Source organism: Methylobacterium sp. CCH5-D2 (assembly GCF_001556475.1).
Classification (GTDB): domain Bacteria; phylum Pseudomonadota; class Alphaproteobacteria; order Rhizobiales; family Beijerinckiaceae; genus Methylobacterium; species Methylobacterium hispanicum.
Genome location: NZ_LSIX01000698.1, coordinates 1 through 5467, shown reverse-complemented (window position 1 = coordinate 5467; position 5467 = coordinate 1). Strand labels below are relative to the sequence as shown.

At 74.2% G+C, this 5467-nt stretch carries 4 protein-coding genes; 3 read left to right on the top strand and 1 reads right to left on the bottom strand.

Features of this window, described 5'->3' with window-relative positions:
- Positions 1-1633, bottom strand: a 1633-nt coding sequence (locus tag AX737_RS18370) for an ATP-binding protein (protein WP_066923932.1), incomplete at its 3' end; no start/stop codon positions are given.
- Positions 1634-1860: 227 nt separating this feature from the next.
- Between AX737_RS18370 and trpA the strand changes: the two genes are divergently transcribed.
- The 3 genes from trpA (at position 1861) to AX737_RS18355 (ending at position 5019) form a co-directional block, all read left to right on the top strand.
- Positions 1861-2706, top strand: a complete 846-nt coding sequence (gene trpA / locus AX737_RS18365) for a tryptophan synthase subunit alpha (RefSeq protein ID WP_066923930.1) — start codon at positions 1861-1863, stop codon at positions 2704-2706.
- A 65-nt stretch (positions 2707-2771) separates the two neighbouring features.
- A complete protein-coding gene (gene accD / locus AX737_RS18360) occupies positions 2772-3677 on the top strand; it encodes an acetyl-CoA carboxylase, carboxyltransferase subunit beta (protein WP_066923934.1) in 906 nt (301 codons plus the stop codon).
- A gap of 16 nt (positions 3678-3693) precedes the next feature.
- Complete coding sequence (locus tag AX737_RS18355; protein WP_066923928.1) at positions 3694-5019, top strand: folylpolyglutamate synthase/dihydrofolate synthase family protein; 1326 nt, start codon at positions 3694-3696, stop codon at positions 5017-5019.
- The last annotated feature ends 448 nt before the right edge of the window (positions 5020-5467 follow it).

Below are 5467 nucleotides of genomic sequence, written 5' to 3'. Positions count from 1 at the left end.
CGGGTGGCGCCTCGGCCGGGCTCGGGGCGAGCAGGCGGTCGAGGAGCGAGCGGGCGCGCACGGGCTTGATCAGGTAGCTGTCGAAGCCCGCGGCCGCCGGCGCCCCGAAGGCGCGCCGGTCGAAGGGCGAGAGCAGGATCAGGCAGCAGCGCACGCCGGCGAGCCGCGCCGCGTCGGCCAGGCGGCGCACGGCCGCGTCGCCGAGGGCCCGGTCGGCGATGAGCGCGTCGAAGGCGCCCTCCGCGCGGGCGAGCGCCGCGAGCCCGGCCTCCAGGCTCCCGGCCTGCACGGCGGGCGCCCCCGCCCGCTCCAGCATGCGGGCGAGAGAGGGCGCCTGGAAGGGCGAGTCGGCCACGATCAGCACCCGGCGGCCGGCCAGCGCCGCCCCGGGCTCCGCACCGGGGGCCGCACCGGGAGCCGCTTCCCCCGGGACGGCGGCGAGCGGCAGCAGGGCCCGGAAGGTCGAGCCCGTGCCCGGATCGGAGACGGCCTCCACCCGGCCGCCCATCCGCGCCGCGAGGCGGCGGGTGATGGCGAGCCCGAGGCCCGTGCCCTCGTGCGGGCGGCTTGCGCTGTCGTCGCCCTGCTCGAACTCCTCGAAGAGCCGCGGCAGCCGGTCCTCCGGGATGCCCGGCCCGGTATCGGAGACCGCGAGGCAGATCCCCTCCGGGGTCCGGCTCACCGAGAGGCCGACGCCGCCCGCCTCCGTGAACTTCACGGCGTTGCCCGCGAGGTTGATGAGGATCTGGCGCACCCGGTCCGCGTCGCCCCGGACCTGGGCGGGCACGTCCCCGGCGACGTCGAGGGCGATCTCGATGCCCTTGTCCTGGGCGCGCGGCGCCAGCAGCTCCACCACGCCCTCGGCGAGCGACGCGAGCCCGAAGGGCTCGTCGGCGAGGTCGAGCCGGCCCGCCTCGATGCGGGAGAAGTCGAGGATGCCGTCGATGAGCCCGAGCAGCGCCTTGCCGCTGGTGCGCACCGCCTCGACATAGGTCCGCTGCTCGGCGTCGAGCCCGGTGTCGAGCACGAGGTCGGTCATGCCCAGGATGCCGTTGAGCGGCGTGCGGAACTCGTGGCTGACGGTGGCGAGGAAGCGGGATTTGGCGACGTTGGCGGCTTCCGCGCGGGCGAGCGCCCCGTCGAGGGAGCGCACCGCCTCGACCCGGCCGGTGATGTCGGTGCCCGCGCAGAGCACCTGCGGGGCCTCCCCCGCCGGGCCGCCGACCGGCATCTCCACGAGGGCGAACCAGCGCGCCCGTCCGTCCGCGTCCCGGATCCGCCGCTCGGAGCGGCGCACCCCGTCGGCGTCCGTACCGGACGACCCCTGCTCGATCACCTCGGGCTCCGCGGTCGAGCCGACCAGGGCGAGCGGATCGCGGCCGAGGAGCCGCGCGTAGCCCTCGCTCGCGAAGGTGATGCGGCCCAGCGCGTCGCGCTGCACGATGACGTCCGTGGTCGCGGCGACGAGCGCCCGGTAGCGCTCCTCGCTCTCGGCGATGCGCCGGATGCGCGCGTGCAGCGCCTCGGCGGAGGGCGCCTCGGGCCGGGGCCGGCGGCTCAGCGCCTGCCCGCCGAGCAGGCCGGCCCCCAGCCCGAGGAGGAGCAGGAGGCCGGCGAGGAGGAGGTCTTGCATGCGGGCTATCCGGGCCGGCCGCACGGAAGCCCGCGCGGCGGCGAGCGTGCCGCGCGATCCCTGAAGGCTCCGTCAGCGAAGGCGCTTAACCGGAGCTTGCGGCGATCCGCGAGACCGGCCCGCGCTTCACGGGCCGGCCCCGATGGTGTAGGCGCGGCGGCTCGACCCCGCCCGCGGGGCCCTCCTTCCCGGAGGATCCCCGAGGCCCGAACCGACAGCCACCGACCATGCCGAGCCGCATCGACGCCACCTTCGCCCGCTGCCGCGCGGAAGGCCGGGCCGCCCTCGTCACCTACGTGATGGCGGGCGACCCCGACCCCGAGACCTCCCTGAAGGTGCTGGAAGCGCTGCCGCGAGCCGGCGCCGACATCGTCGAGTTCGGCCTGCCCTTCACCGACCCAATGGCGGACGGCCCGGCGATCCAGGCGGCGGGCCTGCGCGCGCTGAAGGGCGGCCAGGGCGTGGCCCGGACGCTGGAGCTCGTCACGCGCTTTCGCGCGGGCAACGCCGACACGCCCGTGATCCTGATGGGCTACTACAACCCGATCCACACCTATGGCGTCGACCGCTTCCTCGACGACGCGGTGGCGGCCGGGATCGACGGGCTGATCGTGGTCGACCTGCCGCCGGAGGAGGACGAGGAGCTCTGCCTGCCGGCGCTCGCCAAGGGGCTGGCCTTCATCCGGCTCGCGACGCCCACCACCGACGACGCGCGCCTGCCGGCCGTCCTCGCGAACACGGCGGGCTTCGTCTACTACGTGTCGATCACCGGCATCACCGGCACGGCGACGCCCGATTTCGGGCGGGTCGCCGAGGCCGTCTCCCGGATCGGCCGCCACACCGACCTGCCGGTGGTGGTGGGCTTCGGCGTGAAGACCGGCGCGCACGCCGCCGCCATCGCGAAGGGCGCGGATGGCGTGGTGGTGGGCTCGGCGCTCGTCGATGCCCTGCACCGCTCCCTCGACGGGGAGGGCCGCGCGCAAGGGGGCACCGTCGAGGCGGTGGCCGGGCTGGTGCGGGAGCTCGCCGCGGGCGTGCGAACCGCCGAGCGCCCGGCCGAGCGCCGCCGCTGACCCTGGCGCGGGCCGCGCGGCACAACGATATCGCCCTCCGGACACAGACAGCACGGGCCGGCATGATGGTAGAGCCGATGAACTGGATCTCGGAGGTCGTGCGCCCCAAGATCAAGACCCTGTTCAAGCGCGAGACCCCGGAGAACCTCTGGGTGAAGTGCCCGGACACCGGCCAGATGGTCTTCCACAAGGAGGTGGAGGCCAACCACTGGGTGATCCCGGGCTCCGAGCACCACCTGAAGATGGGCGCCTCCGCCCGCCTGAAGCTGATGTTCGACGAGGGCACCTGGATCGACGTGGCGCTCCCCGAGGTGGCCACCGACCCGCTGAAGTTCCGCGACGAGAAGCGCTACGTCGATCGCCTGAAGGACGCCCGCGCCAAGACCGGCCTGCAGGACGCCTTCAAGATCGGCTTCGGCCGCGTCGGCGGCCTGCCGATGACGCTGGCCGCCCAGGAGTTCGGCTTCATGGCGGGCTCGCTCGGCATGGCGGCGGGCGAGGCCTTCGTGCGCGGCGCCGAGACGGCCTTGGAGAAGCGCACCCCCTACGTGCTGTTCGCGGCGTCCGGCGGCGCGCGCATGCAGGAGGGCATCCTCTCGCTGATGCAGATGCCCCGCACGACGGTGGCGGTGCGCCGCCTCAACGCCGCGCGCCTGCCCTACATCGTGGTGCTGACGAACCCGACGACGGGCGGCGTCACCGCCTCCTACGCGATGCTGGGCGACGTGCACCTCGCCGAGCCCGGCGCGCTGATCTGCTTCGCGGGACCCCGCGTCATCGAGCAGACCATCCGCGAGAAGCTCCCCGACGGCTTCCAGCGGGCCGAGTACCTGCGCGACCACGGCATGGTCGATCAGGTGGTGCACCGCCACCAGCTCAAGGAGACGATCGCCCGGATCTGCGGCCTGCTGATGGACGTGCGGCCGGCGGCGGCCCTGCCGGAGCCGGCCCCGGCGCCCGAGGCCGCCTGACCCCGAGGGCCGGACGATGGATTCCTCCGACGCGCTGATGGGGCGCTTCCTCGCCCTCCACCCCCGCACGATCGACCTGTCGCTCGGGCGCATCCAGCGGCTGCTGGCGGCGCTGAACCATCCGGAGCGGCGCCTGCCCCCGGTGATCCACGTGGCCGGCACCAACGGCAAGGGCTCGACCATCGCCTTCATGCGGGCGATCCTGGAGGCCGGGGGCCTGGCCGCCCACGTCTACACCTCGCCCCATCTGGTGCGCTTCCACGAGCGCATCCGCCTCGGCGGCATCGGCGGCGGCACCTTCGTGCCCGAGGACCGGCTCGCCGACGCCTTCGCGCGCTGCGAGGCGGCCAATGCCGGCGACCCGATCACGGTCTTCGAGATCACCACGGCCGCCGCCCTCCTGCTCTACTCCGAGGCGCCCGCCGACGTGCTCCTGCTCGAGGTCGGCCTCGGCGGACGGGTCGACGCCACCAACGTGATCGACCAGCCCGCCGCCGCCGTGGTGACGCCGATCGGGCGCGACCACGCGGAGTATCTCGGCGACACGGTCGAGGCCGTGGCGGGCGAGAAGGCCGGCATCTTCAAGCGCGGCTGCCCGGCGGTGATCGCCGCCCAGGACTACGCCGAGGCCGACGCGGTGCTGTGCCGGCGCGCGGAGGCCGTCGGCGCCGGCCCGATCCTCGTCGGCAACCAGGATTTCTCGGTGCACGAGGAGCGCGGGCGCCTCGTCTACCAGGACGAGACCGACCTGTTCGACCTGCCCAAGCCGAAGCTGCTCGGCCGCCACCAGTTCACCAATGCCGGCACCGCCATCGCGGCGCTCCGCGCGGCCGGCTTCGGCGACATCGGCACGGCGGCCCTCGAGGCGGGCCTGCGCAACGTCGAGTGGCCCGGCCGCCTGCAGCGCCTGAGCCGCGGGCGCCTCGCCGCCCTGGTGCCGGCGGGCTCCGAACTCTGGCTCGACGGCGGCCACAACATCGACGGCGGCCGCATCCTGGCCGCGGCCCTGGCCGAACTCGGCGAGCGCAGCGAGGCGCCCCTCGTCCTCGTGGTCGGGCTTCTCGGCACCAAGGACGCGGAGGGCTTCCTGCGCCACTTCGTCGGCCTATCGCGGGCGCTGATCGCCGTGCCGATCGCCGGCCAGATCGCGGCGCGCCCGGCCGAGGAGGTCGCCCAGATCGCCGAGGGCGTCGGCCTCAGCGCCCGGGTGGCGCCGAGCATCGAGGCGGCGCTCGCCAGCGTCTCCGACATCGCCTTCGAGCACCCGCCACGCATCCTGATCTGCGGCTCGCTCTACCTCGCGGGCGCGGTGCTCACCGCCAACGGCACGCCGCCGGTCTAAGCCAGGTCGCCGTCCTGGGACGCGCCCCCGCTCTCCCTCCCCTGTGCGGGGGAGAGCGCGCGCGCGAACCACGCTCGCCCCCCGCGCAGCCGCGTGGCGACACAACCGAAAACTGTATTCCGCCGCCGAACCATCGCCGCTGGGTCGTGGAACCGCCCTGTCTTAAGCAAGTGTTCGCCACAGTTCGGCGGACGCCGCCTCCCGCGAGGCCCCCGGCCTGTGGCCGCCGCGCTACATCTTGGCTGTGGAAAATCACATAAGGTCCCGCTTGATCGGGCACAAATGCTGGGGATCACAACAATGAAAAAGCTTGCTACCTCGTTGGCGATGTTCACGGCGCTCACCGCCGCCGCGACCGCCGCCGACCTTCCGCGCCGCGCTCCGCCGCCGGTCTTCACGCCGGTTCCGGTCTTCACCTGGACGGGCTTCTACGCCGGTTTCAACGCCG